Raw genomic sequence first — 16276 nt, forward strand, 5'->3', positions numbered from 1 at the left:
TGCGCCCGCGTCAGCCGAGGAAAACGGCGCCCGACATCAACAGCAGCAGCAGCATCCACAGCAGCAAGGCGCGCCAGACCAGGCCCACCGTGCTCTGCAAGGCGCGCGCGCCCGGCTCTTCGCCGGGCAGGATATCGCTTTCGCTGTCGCTGTCATCGACGGCCATGTCGGGGGTCACCAGCACACGGGCCGCCGTTTCCGCTGGCGTGCCCAGGCGCACGCCCATGGCGCCGCCGCCGGCCGTCAGGATGATGCCGATGGCCTCGTCCTGCCAGCGCTGGGCGAAATTGCGCCAGGCATAGATGGCATCTTCGAAATTGCCGACCACGGCAAACGCCACGGCCGTCAGGCGCACGGGGATCCAGTCGATCCAGTAAAAGGCGCGCGCGGCGAACTGGCCGAACGCTTCATTGCGCATGTGCTCGGGCTCGTTCCAGGCGCGCGCCAGGTATTCAGCCACGCGGTACATCACGGCGCAGGCAGGGCCCAGCGGCATCAGGAACCAGAAGAAGACACCAAATACATTGCGATGCGTGGTGATCAGGGCTTTTTCCACGGCGATGCGGGCGATTTCACTCGCTTCCATGCCCACCGTGTCGAGCTTGGTCCAGTCGGCCAGCAAGGTACGCGCGGTCGCTTCATCGCCGGCGCTCAGGGCCAGCTGGATCGAGGTGAAGTAGTGGCTGTAATGGCGAAAACCCAGGGTCAGGTAGACGATGAGGACGTTCCAGGCAAAGGCCAGCAGGGTCAGCTGGTAATGCTGCAAGAGCCAGTACACGCCTGCCGTCGGCACCATCAGCACGCCGATCATGAGGAACCAGCCCATGCGGCCATGGTTGGCATGGCCGGCATTGAACCAGGTCTCCATGCGCATTGCCAGGCTCTTGATTTCGGCGTAGATCGGATTGTCCGCGCGCAAAGGTTTGAGCTGCTCGATCAGCAATGCGCAAAGTATGGAGAGAAATGTCATCAAACGTCCTTTTTGTCTTTTTCAGCAATACCGCAATGCCCGCTACGATAGCGCAGTGCCGTGCTGGAATCAAACTTATTACGTGCGCGGCACCATTTTACGCGCGCAAGAGGTGAAACAGATTGCGCAGCATGCCGGCAGTGGCGCCCCAAATGTAGAAGCGCTCGTACGGCATGGCGTAGAACGAGCGCCGCCCGCCGGGCAATTCCACCGACAGGCGCTGGTGGTTCAGGCCATCCATCAGGAAGGCCAGCGGCACTTCGAAGATTTCCGCCACTTCGGACGGGTCGGCGCGCAGTTCGAACGGCGGCGTCACCAGGCCCACCACGGGCGTGACCTGGTAGCCGGTGCCCGTCAGGTAGTCGGGCAGGCGGCCCAGCACTTCGATGTGCTCGCGCGCCAGGCCGACTTCTTCCTGCGTTTCGCGCAGGGCCGTGGCGATGGGCGACGCATCGAAGGCTTCGCTGCGCCCGCCGGGAAAGCTGACCTGGCCCGCATGGCTGCTCAGGTTGTCCGTGCGCATGGTCAGCAAGATGGTCAAGCCATGCGGCCGTTGCACGAGGGGAATGAGCACGGCGGCGCGCACGGGCACGGCGCGGGCGGAGAGGAAATCCTGGGTAATCTCGGGTTGCCAGTCAGGCTGTTCGGCCAGGCGCTGGCGCAGCCAGGCGGGCGTCAGGCGCACGGCGTCCAGCGCCGCCTCGCCGGCGATCGAATCGATGGCTAGTTGTTGTGGATCAAATGCGATGGTGGCCATGCAGCTTGTCCCATAGACAATTCGGAATAAAAAAGGGGCGCCGAGAGGCACCCCTTTTCCCAACGCAGACGCTGATATTACGCGCTTGCTTTCGCCACAACGCGGCGATTTGGCAATTTTTCTTTGATACGCGCCGATTTACCCGAACGCTCACGCAGATAGTACAGCTTGGCGCGGCGAACATCACCACGGCGTTTCACTTCGATCGAAGCGATCAGCGGCGAGTACAGTTGGAACGTACGCTCGACGCCTTCGCCGGACGAGATCTTACGAACGATAAAGTTCGAGTTCAGGCCACGGTTACGACGGGAGATAACGACGCCTTCGTAAGCCTGGGCGCGCTTGCGCGTACCTTCGACTACGTTGACGCTGACGATAACGGTATCGCCTGGTGCGAAGTCAGGAATGGTTTTACCCAGACGAGCAATTTCTTCCTGCTCTAATTGTTGAATCAAGTCCATTTTTAACACTCCGAAAACCATCATGCCGGCGCACTGTGGATAGCAAGTATCCGCCCGGTAGAGGATGGGTAACACAATTTGGGCAACATGCCCGGCACTACTGACCACCCTGCCGGCCGTCAGAGACGGCTTACAGGCTGGCCAAGAATTTTTCGTCGGTCTTGCTGAGCAAGCCGGCGGCACGCGCACTGACCAGCAGGTCAGGCCGCTTCGTCGCGGTCGCTTCCAGCATGCGCTGGCGGCGCCACTTGACGATCTCGGCATGATTGCCACCCATCAAGACGGGCGGCACGGCCATGCCTTCATATGTTTCCGGCCGCGTGTAATGCGGCGAATCGAGCAAGCCATTGACGAAGCTGTCCTCGATGGCCGATGCCTCGGTGTTCAAGACACCCGGCAACAGGCGGATTACCGCATCCATCAGCGCCATGGCGGGCAATTCACCGCCCGACAGGACAAAGTCACCGACGCTGATTTCTTCGTCGACGCAACGGTCCAGCAAACGCTGGTCCACGGCTTCATAGCGGCCACACAGAATCACCAAACCAGGTTCGGCTTTCAACTGGGTGACGCGCTCGTGCGTCAGCGCACGGCCTTGCGGCGACATGAACACCACGCGGGGCGCCGCCAGGCCGAGTTCGGCTTGGCGTTGCTTCGCGGCATTAATTGTCGCTTCGAGGGGACGCGCCATCATCACCATGCCGGGGCCGCCGCCATACGGGCGGTCATCCACGGTACGGTGATTGTCGGTCGTGAAATCACGGGGATTCCACAGCGACAAGCCACATTTCCCCTGCTCGAAGGCGCGCCGGGTCACACCCGACTGCGTCAGCGCGGCAAACATTTCCGGGAACAGGGTCACGACATCAAATTGCATCGCTCACCATCCTGCAATGTTTGCCCGGCGCAAAATTATGCGCAGGCGGTTTAATAATCGAGGCCCCAGTCGACCGTGATCTTGTTGGCGGTCTTGTCAACATTAATGACAAACTGGCCAACAAACGGGATCAGGCGCTCAGGCGCCTTTTCAACGGTCTCATCGGCAGTGGCGACGGGCGTAACGCGCAAGATCGACTGCGGACCATTGCTCATCATGTCGTGCACTGTGCCGAGGCACTCGCCTTGCAAATTCTCAACTGTCAGTCCGATCAGATCGGACCAATAAAATTCATCGGCCGTCAGCGTCGGGAAATGGCTACGCGGAATTTGCACAGAGACGCCTTTCAGCGCTTCTGCGGCATCCCGCCCGACCACACCCACCAGCTGGGCCACGACGTCGCCGCCGTGTAACTTCGCCTGCCTGACTTCAACATCATGCAAGGTCGGTTTATCAAACCACCAGGTTTTGACGCTTAATAATGCATCCGCGTCGTCGGAGAAAGGAGTGATCCTGACCCCGCCAGCAATGCCATAAGCACCGGAGACATAGCCTACCTGTACCAGGTCATCGGGGACTTTCACCCCGGATGCAGTCTTGACCGTCAAACCAGTGATCTAATTAAGCTGCTGCTTTGTTGTTGCTGGCTACCAGGCGAGCAACGGTTGGCGACAATTGTGCGCCAACGCCTTGCCAGTAGGCCAGACGGTCTGCGGTGATACGCAGTGGAACTTCGCCACCTTGCGCCATCGGGTTATAAAAACCGATACGCTCAATGAAGCGACCATCGCGGCGATTGCGCGAATCAGTAGCGACGATGTTGAAGAACGGGCGCTTCTTGGCGCCTCCACGAGCTAAACGAATAACGACCATAATATTTCCAAAAAGTGTGCTGAGGCGGAAAAAGCCGCAAATTATAGCGCGCTTTACCGCCAGGCAGCAAGCGTTATGATGACGGGCGTGTAATTTGGGCTAATCAAACATTATGACCAGTCATGGCCGAAGACGCAATAGGCGTCTGCGCCTATCGTGCCGGCCATGGCTGGAAATCACGCCAAATCATTGTATAAACGCCACAGGAAAGTGCTATCGTTGTGCGAGACAATGGCCGATACTGGCAATCTTTACCGATGAGCAACTCTGGAGTCCCATGACCACCGCTACCATTTTGCAACAGTCGCACAAGAACAAGGCCTTCACGACACTGCTGGCCTTCCTGCTGGGCATGCTTGGCGCGCACCGCTTCTACCTGCATGGCAGCAAGGACCGCTGGGGCTGGCTACACCTGGCCGCCCTGCCCGCCACCGTGCTGCTGCACCAGCTGTTTCCCGAGGCCGACTGGTTTTACCAGATCTTGCCGCTGACCCTGTCCGCCCTGGGCGGTTTCCTGGAAGCGCTGGTGCTGGGTCTGATGCCGGACGACAAGTGGGATGCGCGCTACAACACCGCCTCCGGCCGCCTGTCGGACACGGGCTGGCCCCTGGCCGTGGTACTGGTCGCTACCTTGATGCTAGGTGCAGGCGTGCTGATCGCCACCATGGCGCGCCTGTTCGACTTGCTGTACACAGGCGGTGCCTACGGTTAATTTCCATGTAAAAATCACTTTAAATAGCGCACGCCGCACGCACATGTAAGTGTTGGTAAGCAATCATGATTTTCCTCTATACTGCATTCACAATGCCGACATTACTGGCTCATTTAACACCCCCTAGGAGAAGATCATGATTCGTCGCCCACTCATCCTCGCAGTCGCCATCACGGCCCTGTTCAGCACATCCGCCTTCGCGCAAAACCTGTCGCCGAAGGCGCAATACGCCTACGACACGAAGCAAGCCAGCACGCGCTATGCGGACGACAAGAAACTGTGCGCAGAAGAAACCAGCTCGAAAGCCCGCATGCAATGCCTGCGCGACGCCAAGGGTGAATACGACCAGGCCATCATCAACGCCAAGGCCGCGCAAAAAGCGGGCAATTCCTACGCCAGCCAGCCTTCCAAGCAGCCACAGCACCAGATCTGCGCCGATTGCGGCAAGGTGCTGGCAGTCAATGTCGCCGAGAAGGCCGGTGAAGGCGGCGCGCTGGGCATGATCGGCGGCGGCGTGGCTGGCGCCCTGCTGGGCCGCCAGGTCGGCGGCGGACGCGGCAAGGACCTGGCCACCCTGGCCGGCGCCGCTGGCGGCGCGTATGCCGGCAAGCAAGTGGAAGGCCACATGAAGAATGCCAAGACCTGGACCGTCACCGTGCAATATGAAACGGGCGCCAAGGCTGACTTCGCGTTTGATCAGGACCCGGGGCTGGCTGCTGGCGATCTGGTGCGCAACTCCGGCAATGGCATTGCCAGAAGGTAAGCTGAACCCAAAAGCAAGGACTGGGGTCGGACCCTCAGGGTCCGACCCCGGCATTTGCAGTTGGGTTAGCTAAGCTTAAAACTGCTCTTCCGACAAGGCCATCACGCCGGCACTACCATCGATGATGGTAGCGCGCAAGCCTGGCGCCTGCGACAGGATGTGGTCGGCAAAGAAGCGCGCCGTGGCGATTTTTGCCTTGTAGAACGAGGCGTCGCCGCTGCCTTCTCCCAGCCTTTGCTGCGCCACCACGGCCGCGCGCGCCATTTGCCAGCCGCCCAGCACGATGCCGGCCAGTTTCAGATACGGCACGCTGCCCGCGAAGACGGCCTTGATATCCGTCTTCATGTTCGCTACCACGTACTCCACCACCGCTTCGAGCGCGGCACTGCCTTCGGCCAGGTGGCGCTGCATGGCCTGGAAGTCGGCACCGGTCAGCTCGCCCAGTTGGGCTTCCGTGGCGCGCACCTGGGCGATGATGGCTTTCGCCACGGCGCCGCCGTCCCGCACCGTCTTGCGGCCCACCAGGTCGTTTGCCTGGATGGCCGTCGTGCCTTCGTAGATGGTCAGAATCTTGGCGTCGCGGTAATGCTGGGCGGCGCCCGTTTCCTCAATGAAACCCATGCCGCCATGCACTTGCACGCCGTCGCGCGTGACATCCTGCGACATTTCCGTGGCCCAGCCCTTGATGACGGGCACCAGGTATTCATAGGTGGCCAGGCTTTCCGCGCGCACTTCGGCCTCCGGATGGTGGTGCGCCACGTCGCTGATGGCCGCGCCCACGTAGGCCAGCGCGCGCGCCGCCTCCGTCTGCGAGCGCATCGACATCAGCATGCGGCGCACGTCCGGGTGGTGGATGATGGACACCGGGCCGGGCGAACCGGCCAGGTCGCGCGACTGCACGCGGTCCTTGGCGAACGCCACGGCTTGCTGGTAGGCGCGCTCGGCCAGGCCGATGCCTTGCAAGCCGACGCCGAAGCGGGCCGCATTCATCATGATGAACATGTATTCGAGGCCGCGGTTTTCCTCGCCCACCAGGGTGCCGATGGCGCCGCCATGGTCGCCGAATTGCAATACCGCCGTCGGACTGGCCTTGATGCCCAGCTTGTGCTCGATCGACACGCAATGCGCGTCATTGCGCGCACCAAGGCTGCCATCGGCGTTGACGAGGAATTTCGGCACGATGAACAGCGAAATGCCTTTCACGCCAGCGGGCGCGTCCGGCGTGCGGGCCAGCACCAGATGGACGATGTTTTCCGCCATATCGTGCTCGCCATACGTGATGAAAATCTTCGTGCCGAACACTTTATACGTGCCATCGCCCTGCGGCACGGCGCGCGTGCGCACGGCGGCCAGGTCGGAGCCCGCTTGCGGCTCGGTCAGATTCATGGTACCCGTCCACTTGCCCGAGACCAGGTTTTCCAGGTAGACCGCCTTCTGCTCATCGCTGCCGGCCGTCAGCAGCGCTTCGATGGCGCCGTCCGACAGCAGGGCAACCAAAGCGAACGAGATGCTGGCCGAGTTGAGCATTTCGATGCAGGGCGTGGCCAGCAGCTTCGGCAAACCCTGGCCGCCGAATTCGGTCGGATGCTGCACGCCCTGCCAGCCCGCTTCGCCGTAGGCCTTGAAGGCTTCCTTGAAGCCTTTCGAGGTGGTCACTTCACCGTCGTGCCAGTAGCTGGGCTCCTTGTCGCTGGGACCGTTCAGAGGCGCCACCACGCCGCCGCAGAATTTGGCGTTCTCTTCCAGCACGGCTTCGGCCGTGTCGGGCGTGGCGTCTTCACAGCCAGGTAAAGTATGGATCTCGGCCAGGCCGGCCAGTTCGTTCATCACGAACAACATATCTTTCAGCGGGGCTTGATAGCTCATCTATTTCTCCAAGAAAAAAGCCACGCGCGGCTCGCCGTGTGGGGCGGGCCGGCGTGGCTTTGTCAGTAACAAAACCGGAAGGGGTTTAATTAACCCAGTTCTTTGACCAGTTGCGGCACGATCTCGAACAGATCGCCCACGATGCCGTAGTCAGCCACGGCAAAGATCGGTGCTTCCGGATCCTTGTTAATGGCGACGATGGTTTTCGAGTCTTTCATGCCGGCCAGATGCTGGATCGCGCCCGAGATACCGACGGCGATGTACAGCGATGGCGCGACGATCTTGCCCGTCTGGCCCACTTGCCAGTCGTTCGGCACGAAGCCGGCATCGACGGCGGCGCGCGAAGCACCCATGGCGGCGCCCAGCTTGTCGGCCAGCGGTTCCAGGATGTGGAAGTTCTCGGCCGAACCCATGCCACGGCCGCCCGACACGATGATTTTCGCGGCGGTCAGTTCAGGACGGTCGGACTTGGCCAGCTCGCGGCCCACGAAGGCCGATTTGCCGGCATCGGCAACGGCGGCGACGGTTTCGGTGGCAGCCGAACCGCCGGTGGCGGCAGCGGCGTCGAAACCGGTGGTACGCACGGTGATGACCTTGATCTTGTCGCCAGATTGCACGGTGGCAATCGCGTTACCGGCGTAGATCGGACGCTCGAACGTATCTGGCGAGTCGACCTTGGTGATTTCCGAGATTTGCGCCACGTCCAGCTTGGCAGCGACGCGCGGCAGGATGTTCTTGCCGTAGGCGGTAGCTGGCGCCAGAATGTGGCTGTAGTTGCCGGCGATGGCCAGCACTTGCTCGGCCACGTTTTCGGCCAGGCCGTCGGCGAAGTATGGCGCGTCGGCCACGATGACTTTCGTCACGCCGGCGATTTGCGCGGCGGCAGCGGCGGCAGCCGAGGCGTTCGAACCTGCGACGAGTACGTGCACGTCGCCGCCGCACTGGGCAGCCGCGGTCACGGTGTGGTGGGTGCTGCCCTTTAAGGTAGCGTTGTCGTGTTCAGCAATAACTAATGCGACCATGATTATTCCTAGTAATGTGCAAGTGCCGGGGGTCGGACCTTCCAGGTCTGACCCCAGTTTTTGTCTTGGGGTATGTTTAAATAACCTTGGCTTCGGTGCGCAGCTTGGCAACCAGGGTAGCCACGTCCGGCACCTTGATGCCGGCCGAGCGCTTGGCTGGCTCGACGACTTTCAGGGTCTTCAGGCGTGGCGCAACGTCGACGCCCAGGTCTTCCGGCTTGACGGTCTCGAGCGGCTTTTTCTTGGCCTTCATGATGTTCGGCAAAGTCACATAGCGTGGCTCATTCAAACGCAAGTCGGTGGTGATGATCGCTGGCAAGGTCAATGCCAGGGTTTCCAGGCCGCCGTCGACTTCGCGCGTGACGGTGACTTTGCCGTCTTCCAGCACGACTTTCGAAGCGAACGTGGCTTGCGGCCAACCCAGCAGGGCTGCCAGCATCTGGCCGGTCTGGTTGCTGTCGTCATCGATGGCTTGCTTGCCCAGGATGATCAGTTGCGGCTGCTCTTTCTCGGCCAGGGCTTTCACCAGCTTGGCCACGGCCAGCGGTTCCAGTTCGGTCGTCGTTTCCACCAGGATGCCGCGGTCGGCGCCGATGGCCATGGCGGTGCGCAGGGTTTCCTGGCACTGCGTCACGCCGCAGGAGATGGCGACCACTTCAGTGACCTTGCCGGCTTCTTTCAGACGCATCGCTTCTTCCAGCGCGATCTCATCGAAAGGGTTCATCGACATTTTGACGTTGGCGGTATCGACGCCAGTGCCGTCACTCTTGACGCGGACTTTGACGTTATAGTCGACCACGCGTTTGACGGGTACCAAGACTTTCATAGCTATGCCTTTGGGAAATTATAAAAATGACGGATCAAGTGCTGACTGTGTGTTCGATTATAAGAGAAATTTGAATCCTGAACCGAATTTAAGCACGATCGTGCGATTTTTTGTTAGAGCAATCCATCTAAACTGTCCAGCTTCGAGGATTTCAGGGGAGTCTGCCGCTACGCTGCAGGGCAGCAAAAGGGCGTGAAAGTGACGCAAAAATGACGCAGCAAGGCAAGATACAAGCAGGCCGCGCCACGGCGGCCCCGGCAGGCAGAATTATTTGCGTTGCATCAGGAAGACGAATTCGGTACCCGTCTGCACATGCGACAACAGGGCATTGCCCGTTTGCTTGGCGAAAGCCTGGAAGTCGCGCACGGAACCGGGATCGGTTGCCATGATGCGCAGCACTTCCCCGCTCTGCAGCTCTGACAAAGCCTTTTTCGCCTTCAGAATCGGCAACGGGCAATTCAAGCCGCGCGCGTCGAGTTCTTTGTGAAATTCCATAATCTCGGTATCAAGTAGTGTGTCGCTCATCATCAATATCCCACCATTGTTTTGTTGTACTGATTTTCGACATACTACTCTAAATCAGGGGCATTGACGCGCTGCACCAAAATAGTTCATCGGCTGTTGTGGTGTCACAACGAGATTCCACACGGCAAAACGGCCCGCAAACATCGTCTGCGGGCCGTTTTCAAGGGGCGATGGGGCGCAAACCCCGCATATCCTCTAGCTTACGCCTTATTTCGCGCGTTCGCCGACCCAGGCCGGTACGCCGGCCAGAGCGTTCGCCAGACCACTCGGATCGGTACCGCCCGCTTGCGCCATATCGGGGCGTCCACCGCCTTTTCCGCCCACTTGCTGTGCAACGAAGTTCACCAGCTCGCCCGCTTTGACCTTGGAAGTCGCGTCCGCCGTGACGCCGGCGATCAGGCTGACCTTGCCGTCCGTCACGCTGGCCAGCACGATGGCTGCCGTCTTCAGCTTGTCTTTCAGCTTGTCCATGGTTTCGCGCAGACGGGCCACGTCGGCGCCATCGAGCACGGCGGCCAGCACCTTGATGCCGTTCACATCGACAGCTTGCGTGACCAGCTCATCGCCCTGGCCGGAAGCCAGTTTCGATTTCAGCGCAGCCAGTTCCTTCTCCAGCGCCTTCACATGGTCCTGCACCTGTCCGATACGGGCAGTCAGCTCTTCCGGCTGCGCCTTCAGCGCTTGCGCCGCTTCGACCAGGCGGCGGTTGATGGTTTGCACCAGCGCCAGCGCGCCCTCGCCCGTCACCGCTTCCACGCGGCGGATGCCGGCGGCCACGCCGCTTTCGCCGATGATCTTGAACAGACCGATATCGCCCGTGCGCTGCACGTGGACGCCGCCGCACAGCTCTTTCGAGCTGCCGATGTCGAGCACGCGCACTTCGTCGCCGTATTTCTCGCCGAACAGGGCCATCGCGCCATGCTTGACAGCATCGTCAAACGACATCAGATGGGCCTGCGTGGCGCGGTTTTCCAGGATCTCTTTATTGACGATGGTTTCCACGGCGACGATCTGTTCCGCCGTCATCGGCGCATGGTGGCTGAAGTCGAAACGGGTCTTGTCCGGATCGACCAGCGAGCCCTTTTGCGCCACATGGCTGCCCAGCACTTCGCGCAAGGCCTTGTGCATCAAGTGCGTGGCCGAGTGGTTGCGGATCGTGCGCGCGCGCTTGGCCGTATCGACTTGCGCCGAGACGGCGTCGCCCACTTTCAACACGCCGGATTCGAGCACGCCGTGGTGGCCGAATACGTCAGCCTGGATTTTCAAGGTGTCGCTGACGGCAAAGCTGCCCGCGCCCGAGGCGATCACGCCCTGGTCGCCCACCTGGCCGCCCGATTCCGCGTAGAACGGCGTGGTGTCGAGCACGACGATGCCCGTGTCACCGGCCTTGAGTTCCTGCACGGGCGTGCCGGCTGCGTACAGCGCCACGACCTTGCTGCTGAACGTCAATTGATCGTAGCCGACGAATTTGTTTTTCTCACCCGTGTACTCGACCTTGCTGTCCTTGTGCGTCTTGCCGCCCTTGCGCGACAGTTCCTGGCTTTCTTTCAGGGCCGCGTCGTAGCCCACCTGGTCGAATGTGATATTGCGTTCGCGGCAAATGTCGGCCGTCAGGTCCGGCGGGAAGCCGTAGGTTTCGTACAAAGTAAAAGCGGTGGCGCCGTCGATGCCCGTGGCATCCTTGGCCAGCTGCGCTTCCAGCACTTTCATGCCCGTTTCCAGCGTTTCGCCGAAACGCTCTTCCTCGGCTTTGAGCATGTTGGCGACATTGTCTTTCGCTTCTTCCAGCTCCGGATAGGCGCCGCCCATCTCGATGGCCAGGTCTGCCACCAGCTTGTAGAAGAACGGTTTGGTCTGGCCCAGCTTGTGGCCATGGCGCAGGGCGCGGCGGATGATGCGGCGCAAGACATACGCGCGGCCTTCGCTGCCCGGAATGATGCCGTCGACGATCATGAAGGCGGCGGCGCGGATGTGGTCGGCGATCACGCGCAGCGACTTGTTTTCCAGGTCGGTGGCGCCCGTTTCGCGCGCGGCGGCCTTGATCAAATGCTGGAACAGGTCGATTTCATAGTTCGAATGCACGTGCTGCAGCACGGCGGCCAGGCGCTCCATGCCCATGCCCGTGTCGACGCAAGGCTTCGGCAGCTTGTGCATGACGCCCGCTTCGTCGCGGTTGAACTGCATGAACACCAGGTTCCAGATTTCAATGAAGCGGTCGCCATCTTCGTCCGGCGAGCCCGGCGGGCCGCCAGGAATGTCGGCGCCGTGGTCGTAGAAGATTTCCGTGCATGGACCGCATGGGCCCGTGTCCGCCATCTGCCAGAAATTGTCCGACGCGTAGCGCGCACCCTTGTTGTCGCCGATGCGGATGATGCGCTCGACAGGCACGCCGATTTCTTTCGCCCAGATATCGTACGCTTCGTCATCTTCGATGTAGACGGTGACGGTCAGCTTGTCAGCCGGCAAGCCATACACCTTGGTCAGCAATTCCCACGCGTATTGAATCGCGTCGCGCTTGAAATAGTCGCCGAAGCTGAAGTTGCCCAGCATTTCAAAGAACGTATGGTGGCGCGCCGTGTAACCGACGTTTTCCAGGTCGTTGTGCTTGCCGCCGGCGCGCACGCAGCGCTGCACCGAGGTGGCACGCGTGTACGGACGGCTGTCCGTGCCCGTAAACACATCCTTGAATTGCACCATGCCGCTGTTCGTCAACAGCAAGGTCGGATCGTTGCCTGGCACCAGGGAGCTGGAACGGACGATGGAATGGCCCTTGGATTCGAAAAATTTGAGGAACTTGTCGCGGATTTCAGATGATTTCATGTTTTTTTGGCAAAGAGTGGCGGCAGCTTTAAAGGGAAGATTATACGTGATATGGGGTGCGGCAATGACGGCTGGCCAGGGCATTGTTGCGCCCGTGCCAACACGAAGGGCTGGACCACTCAGGCCGGGTCGTGGCCGCTGGCGCAGGCGTGCACAGTGGTGGCAACGGCGGCGCTCCCCGCTGCGGCCGTGGTGCCGGCGGCGGCATTGCAATCGGCGCAGCGGCCGTACAAGGTCAATTCGTGGCGCTCGACGACAAAGCCTTGCGGCGCCATGCGCTTCAAGTCGCCCGGGCAATCATGCACGTCGAACACGCGCTGGCACGTGGTGCACTGGAAATGGTGGTGGTGGTGATTGGCAGCCGTGTTCGACTCATAGCGCGGGTTTTCTCCCGGCAAGGTCACCACGTGCACTTTTTCCTCCAGCACCAAGGACTTCAAGTTGCGGTAAACGGTGGCGATGCCCAGCTGCGTCACCTGCAAGCTGGCCTGCTCGAGAATTTCCTGCGCCGACAGGGGGCGCTGGGCCGACTCGATGGCGGCTTGTATAGCGGTTTTTTGACGTGTTGTGCGTTCCATAGCCGACAGAATACACCATCCGCCTTCTTCCACCGCCCGGAAAAACTGTCACACGGTAATGATAATGGGTTATCATTATCATCTTCGGGCAGTCACCCCATCCGGCAAGCGCCTGCCCAAACCCCGCAAACACCGATAGCCGATAAAGGAACTTTTGCCCATGTCCGTCCGTCCTCAACAACCCACTCCCCTCGCGCTGGCCATCATGCTGGCCTTTGCCGCCCCTGCCAGCGCCCTGGCGCAGCAAACAGCCACCTTGCCTGCCGTCACCGTTTCGGCCAGCGCCCTGGCGCTGGGCAGCGACGACATGAGCACGCCAGTGACCGTGCTGGAAGGCGAAGCACTGGTGCTGGCAAGAGCTGCGACCCTGGGCGAGACCCTGGCGGGACAGCCCGGCATCACCTCCAGCCATTTCGGCGCCGGCGCCAGTCGTCCCATCATCCGTGGCATGGATGGCCCGCGTGTCAAGGTGCTGTCCGATGGCGCCGAAGTGCAGGATGCCTCGACCATCAGCCCCGACCATGCTGTCGCGGCCGAGCCGATGCTGTCGGAACAGATTGAAGTCTTGCGCGGCCCGTCCGCGCTGGCCTATGGCGGCGGCGCCGTCGGCGGCGTGGTCAATGTGATCGACAAGAAAATCCCCACGCGCGTGCCAGCGAAAGGTGTCGAAGGCAGCGCGGAAGTGCGCGCCAATTCGGCCGCGCGCGAAAAAGCGGGCGCCTTTGAAGTCACTGGCGGCTCCGGCAACATCGCTGTCCATGCGGAAGGCGTCAAGCGCGATGCGAAGGAATACAAGGTCGGCAGCGGCTGGGAAGGCGGCTCCAAAGTGGCCGGCAGCTACAACAAGACGGACACGGGCAGCGTGGGCGTATCTTGGGTGGGTCAACGCGGCTTCCTGGGCCTGGCCTTCACCAGCCAGCATGCGGAATACGGCTTGCCTGGCCACAACCATGAATTCGAGAGCTGCCACCCGCACGGCACGCACCTGCATTGCGGCGGCCACGACGGCCACGACCACGGTGCTGAAGAGGAACATGACCACGAGCACGGCAGCGTGCCCTACGTGAAGCTGAAAAGCGAGCGCTGGGATGTGCGCGGCGAATTGCGCGATCCCGTGCCCGGCTTCGCCAAGCTGCGCCTGCGCGCCGCGTTCACCGACTACAAGCACGACGAAATCGAAGGCACGGAAATCGCCACCACGTTCAAGAACAAGGGCCACGATGCGCGCCTGGAAATGGAACACCATCCCGTCTTCGGCTGGCGCGGCGTGGTGGGCCTGCAAACGTCGAAGCGCGATTTCTCCGCCCTGGGCGAAGAAGCGTATGTAGCGCCAACGGTGACCAAGAAACACGCAGCTTTCCTGGTGGAAGAATACAAGCTCAACCAATGGCGCTTCGAGGCTGGCTTGCGCCACGAATGGCAAAACATCACGGTCGACAGCGCCACCCTGCAAGACCGCAGCGCCAAGGGCACGTCCGTCTCGCTGGGCGCCGTGTGGAAATTCGCGCCCCAGTATTCGCTCGGTTCGACCATTTCCCGTACGCACCGTTTGCCCAGCGCCGAGGAACTGTATGCGCACGGCGTGCACATGGCCACGGCCACCTATGAACTGGGCAACCAAAACCTGAGCAAGGAAACGTCGAACAATATCGACTTGACCTTGCGCAAATATGCGGGCGCCACGACCTTCTCGGCCAGTGCCTACCGCAACAAGGTCGACAACTACATCTTCGGCTCCACGCTGGACAACCACGAAGGCTTCCAGCTGATCCAGTACGCCCAGCGCGACGCCACGTTCACGGGCGTCGAAGGCCAGATCCGCCAGCAGCTGAACCCCATGTTCGGCGCCAGCGTGTTCGGCGATTACGTCAGGGCCAAGCTGGCCGACGGTGGCGGCAATTTACCGCGCATCCCCGCCCAGCGCGTCGGCGTGAAGCTTGACGCCAACTGGCAAGCGTGGAGCGGCGTGGCCGAGTTCTACCGCGTGGGCAAGCAGGATAAAGTGGCAGTGTTTGAAACGGCAACCCCGGGCTACAACATGCTGAACCTCTCCGCCAACTACGACACGCGCATCGGCACCACGCCGGCCCAGTTCTACATCAAGGCGAACAACCTGACGAATGAACTGGCGTACAGCCATACTTCGTTCATCAAGAACGCGGCGCCTTTGATGGGGCGCAATGTCACGGTCGGCATGCGCGTGACTTTCTAAGCTGTTTGAAACGTTGGTCGGCTTAGCGCGCAAGCGCGTAAGCCGACAACACCAATAACGTCAACAATGTTGTCGGATTACGCGGGGCTTTGCCCCGCTAATCCGACCTACGCCATGGATGGAATAATATCTATCCTGTCCGTACAAAACCCATCCACGCCCCAGGCCAGCAGCTCGCTGGCCCGTTCCGGGGTGTTGACGGTGTAGCAGAACAGCCCGTATCCTGCCGCCTTTACCTCTCGCGCCAGTTCCGGCGTCAGCTGCTGATGGTCGCAATGAATCGCCGCCACGTCCAGCTCCTTTGACTTTTGCGCCCAATCAGATGGTATCGCTTCGACCAGCCAGCCGCGCGCCAGTTCCGGCGCCGCCTGGCGTGCCGCTTCCAGTGCGGCGATGCTGAACGACGATAGCAGCGGCAATAACTCTCCTGCAGCAATTTCCTTCGCGAAATAATCGCGCGTGGCCCGCGCCACCGCCGCGCCCGTGGCCACGTCAACGCCGGGTGCCGGCTTGATTTCGACATTCATCCAGATGCGCTGCGCCTTGCAATACGCCACCACGGCGTCAAACGTGGGAACGCCTTCGCCCGCGAACTGCGGGCCGAACCAGGCGCCCGCTTCCATGGCGCCCAGCTGCGCGGCCGTGTAATCGTTGACATGGCCGCTGCCGGCCACCGTGCGGCCCAGTTCCGGGTCGTGCACGACGACGGGCACGCCGTCGGACGCCAGCATGACGTCGAACTCCACGGCACGGTAGCCGTAGGCCAGGCCGCAGCGCAGGGCGGCCAGGGTGTTTTCAGGCGCCAGGGTACCGCCGCCGCGGTGCGCCAGGGTGCGTGGGTAGGGCCACATGCTGTTCCTTTATCGTGATGAGGTTGTCGATCAAGACGTCGTGCCATCATCGCGCGCAAGCGCCACTGTGTAAAGGACACGATCAGGCGATTGGCGCCACATCCGCACGGTTTCGTCGCAACCGCGTTGCGCCCGCGTGCAGAGCCGCCCATAATTGCCGCAT

The 16276-nt window shown here is 61.3% G+C and carries 16 protein-coding genes; 3 read left to right on the forward strand and 13 right to left on the reverse strand.

Annotated features, from left to right (window positions below):
• Positions 1-10: 10 nt before the first annotated feature.
• From ACP7EG_RS17890 to rpsP, 6 genes are all read right to left on the reverse strand, one after another.
• On the reverse strand, positions 11-970 hold the full coding sequence (locus ACP7EG_RS17890) for a CobD/CbiB family protein (protein ID WP_141172012.1): 960 nt from the start codon (positions 968-970) through the stop codon (positions 11-13).
• A 97-nt stretch (positions 971-1067) separates the two neighbouring features.
• Positions 1068-1727, reverse strand: coding sequence for a CoA pyrophosphatase (locus ACP7EG_RS17895; protein ID WP_426088702.1), 660 nt, complete (start codon positions 1725-1727; stop codon positions 1068-1070).
• Positions 1728-1804: 77 nt separating this feature from the next.
• Positions 1805-2188 (reverse strand): 50S ribosomal protein L19, encoded by a 384-nt coding sequence (rplS, locus tag ACP7EG_RS17900; protein WP_071079077.1) that lies wholly within the window; start codon positions 2186-2188, stop codon positions 1805-1807.
• A gap of 130 nt (positions 2189-2318) precedes the next feature.
• Positions 2319-3065 carry a tRNA (guanosine(37)-N1)-methyltransferase TrmD gene (gene trmD / locus ACP7EG_RS17905; protein ID WP_426088703.1) on the reverse strand — a complete coding sequence of 249 codons (747 nt, stop codon included), beginning with the start codon at positions 3063-3065 and terminating at the stop codon, positions 2319-2321.
• Positions 3066-3115: 50 nt separating this feature from the next.
• Positions 3116-3673 (reverse strand): ribosome maturation factor RimM, encoded by a 558-nt coding sequence (gene rimM / locus ACP7EG_RS17910; RefSeq protein WP_257571985.1) that lies wholly within the window; start codon positions 3671-3673, stop codon positions 3116-3118.
• Positions 3674-3686: 13 nt separating this feature from the next.
• Positions 3687-3938, reverse strand: a complete 252-nt coding sequence (gene rpsP, locus ACP7EG_RS17915) for a 30S ribosomal protein S16 (protein ID WP_010395524.1) — start codon at positions 3936-3938, stop codon at positions 3687-3689.
• A 277-nt stretch (positions 3939-4215) separates the two neighbouring features.
• On the opposite strand from rpsP, the gene ACP7EG_RS17920 reads away from it, so the two are divergent.
• Complete coding sequence (locus ACP7EG_RS17920; protein WP_426088704.1) at positions 4216-4650, forward strand: NINE protein; 435 nt, start codon at positions 4216-4218, stop codon at positions 4648-4650.
• Between the two features lie 136 nt (positions 4651-4786).
• The gene (locus ACP7EG_RS17925) at positions 4787-5413 is read left to right on the forward strand and encodes a glycine zipper 2TM domain-containing protein (RefSeq protein WP_426088705.1); all 627 of its coding nucleotides are present in this window, start codon (positions 4787-4789) and stop codon (positions 5411-5413) included.
• 75 nt (positions 5414-5488) lie between these two features.
• Here ACP7EG_RS17925 and ACP7EG_RS17930 read toward each other — a convergent pair whose 3' ends face one another.
• The 6 genes from ACP7EG_RS17930 to ACP7EG_RS17955 form a co-directional block, all read right to left on the reverse strand.
• Positions 5489-7279: an acyl-CoA dehydrogenase gene (locus ACP7EG_RS17930; RefSeq protein WP_426088706.1), complete on the reverse strand. Its 1791-nt coding sequence runs from the start codon at positions 7277-7279 to the stop codon at positions 5489-5491.
• 89 nt (positions 7280-7368) lie between these two features.
• Positions 7369-8301, reverse strand: coding sequence for an electron transfer flavoprotein subunit alpha/FixB family protein (locus ACP7EG_RS17935; protein WP_034759881.1), 933 nt, complete (start codon positions 8299-8301; stop codon positions 7369-7371).
• A 76-nt stretch (positions 8302-8377) separates the two neighbouring features.
• Complete coding sequence (locus ACP7EG_RS17940; RefSeq protein WP_099379460.1) at positions 8378-9127, reverse strand: electron transfer flavoprotein subunit beta/FixA family protein; 750 nt, start codon at positions 9125-9127, stop codon at positions 8378-8380.
• Between the two features lie 267 nt (positions 9128-9394).
• A complete protein-coding gene (locus tag ACP7EG_RS17945) occupies positions 9395-9622 on the reverse strand; it encodes a sulfurtransferase TusA family protein (protein WP_010395510.1) in 228 nt (75 codons plus the stop codon).
• A gap of 237 nt (positions 9623-9859) precedes the next feature.
• Entirely contained in the window at positions 9860-12472 is a 2613-nt protein-coding gene (alaS, locus tag ACP7EG_RS17950) for an alanine--tRNA ligase (RefSeq protein WP_426088707.1), read from the reverse strand.
• Positions 12473-12591: 119 nt separating this feature from the next.
• Positions 12592-13050: a Fur family transcriptional regulator gene (locus tag ACP7EG_RS17955; RefSeq protein ID WP_426088708.1), complete on the reverse strand. Its 459-nt coding sequence runs from the start codon at positions 13048-13050 to the stop codon at positions 12592-12594.
• Positions 13051-13210: 160 nt separating this feature from the next.
• Here ACP7EG_RS17955 and ACP7EG_RS17960 point away from each other — a divergent pair, with 160 nt between their 5' ends.
• On the forward strand, positions 13211-15262 hold the full coding sequence (locus tag ACP7EG_RS17960; protein WP_426088709.1) for a TonB-dependent receptor domain-containing protein: 2052 nt from the start codon (positions 13211-13213) through the stop codon (positions 15260-15262).
• A gap of 107 nt (positions 15263-15369) precedes the next feature.
• Here the strand turns inward: ACP7EG_RS17960 and ugpQ are convergent, their stop codons facing one another.
• Positions 15370-16113 carry a glycerophosphodiester phosphodiesterase gene (gene ugpQ / locus ACP7EG_RS17965; RefSeq protein ID WP_426088710.1) on the reverse strand — a complete coding sequence of 248 codons (744 nt, stop codon included), beginning with the start codon at positions 16111-16113 and terminating at the stop codon, positions 15370-15372.
• Positions 16114-16276 lie beyond the last annotated feature (163 nt).

It is taken from the genome of Janthinobacterium sp. PSPC1-1 (assembly GCF_049897625.1).
Classification (GTDB): domain Bacteria; phylum Pseudomonadota; class Gammaproteobacteria; order Burkholderiales; family Burkholderiaceae_D; genus Janthinobacterium; species Janthinobacterium tructae.